Below are 1,212 nucleotides of genomic sequence, written 5' to 3'. Positions count from 1 at the left end.
TTTGAACTGGCAGAGAGCTTCGCAAGGGACAAATCCGGCGGAAAGAAAGTCACCTACACCAACCCTGTTGCGGTAGAGAAAAACGGAGGCTGGCGGTATTCCTACGGAAATATGTTCTATGTCCTCTTGGTATCGCAATACCTGACCGTGGCACAGTTTGATGATGAAACGGTGCAGGCTATCATGGAGGAAGCCTTAAAGTATGAGGGATGGACGTATGTGTACGGGGGTGATTCTCCCTCCACTTCCTTTGACTGTTCGGGACTGGTGCAGTGGTGCTATGGCAAGGCAGGAATCGCCCTGCCACGGACAGCACAGGAACAGTACAATGTAACGCAGCACATCCCCCTGTCCGAAGCAAAAGCAGGGGATTTGGTCTTTTTCCACTCTACCTACAACACCGGAACCTACATCACCCATGTGGGACTGTATGTGGGAAATAACCGGATGTACCATGCCGGAAATCCCATTGGTTACGCAGACCTGACAGGCTCCTACTGGCAACAGCACCTTGCTGGAGCCGGACGAATCAAACAATAAGAAAGGATGAACCGATATGATTCAGATTAGAAAAGAGGAAAACCAGAAAAAGCAGAAAGAAAAGAAACTGAAAGTCTACAAAGTCAATACCCATAAGAAAACCGTGATTGCCCTGTGGGTGCTGCTGGCAATGAGCTTCCTGTTTGCCGTCTATAAGAATTTCACGGCGATAGACATTCACACTGTCCATGAAACGAAAGTGATTGAGGAACAAATCCTCGACACTCACAAGATAGAGAATTTTGTGGAGAATTTCGCAGAAGTCTACTATTCATGGGAACAGTCCGCCGCTTCCATTGACAACCGGACAAACGCTTTAAAAGGGTATCTCACCGGAGAGCTGCAAGCCCTGAATGTAGATACTGTCCGAAAGGACATCCCCGTATCGTCTGCCCTGACCGATTTTCAGATATGGGAAATCACAGAAGAAAAAGAGCAGCATTATCAAGTGACCTATACGGTGGAACAGCGTATCACAGAGGGGGAATCCAGTAAAACCGTCCGTTCCGCCTATCAGGTGACAGTCTATGTGGACGGCTCTGGAAACCTGACGATTATCCAGAATCCAACCATTACCAGTGTTCCCGTAAAATCCGGTTACACTCCCAAAGCGGTACAAAGTGACGGTACGGTGGATTCCATCACCACAGAGGAAATCAACGAATTTCTCAC

At 48.1% G+C, this 1,212-nt stretch carries 2 protein-coding genes; both read left to right on the top strand.

Translation table 11 applies throughout. The annotated features are described in order from the left end of the window. The coding region (locus DW965_RS18730) for a C40 family peptidase (protein WP_147398827.1) at window positions 1-540 on the top strand (540 nt) is incomplete at its 5' end. Window positions 541-556: 16 nt separating this feature from the next. Beyond that, window positions 557-1,212: conjugal transfer protein (locus tag DW965_RS18725; RefSeq protein WP_147398826.1), on the top strand; the 656-nt coding region annotated here is incomplete at its 3' end.

It is taken from the genome of Blautia sp. AM47-4, assembly GCF_003479865.1.
GTDB lineage: Bacteria > Bacillota > Clostridia > Lachnospirales > Lachnospiraceae > Fusicatenibacter > Fusicatenibacter saccharivorans.
Note: the sequence above shows the minus strand (reverse complement) of the source record. Positions and strands in the feature narration are given on the sequence as shown.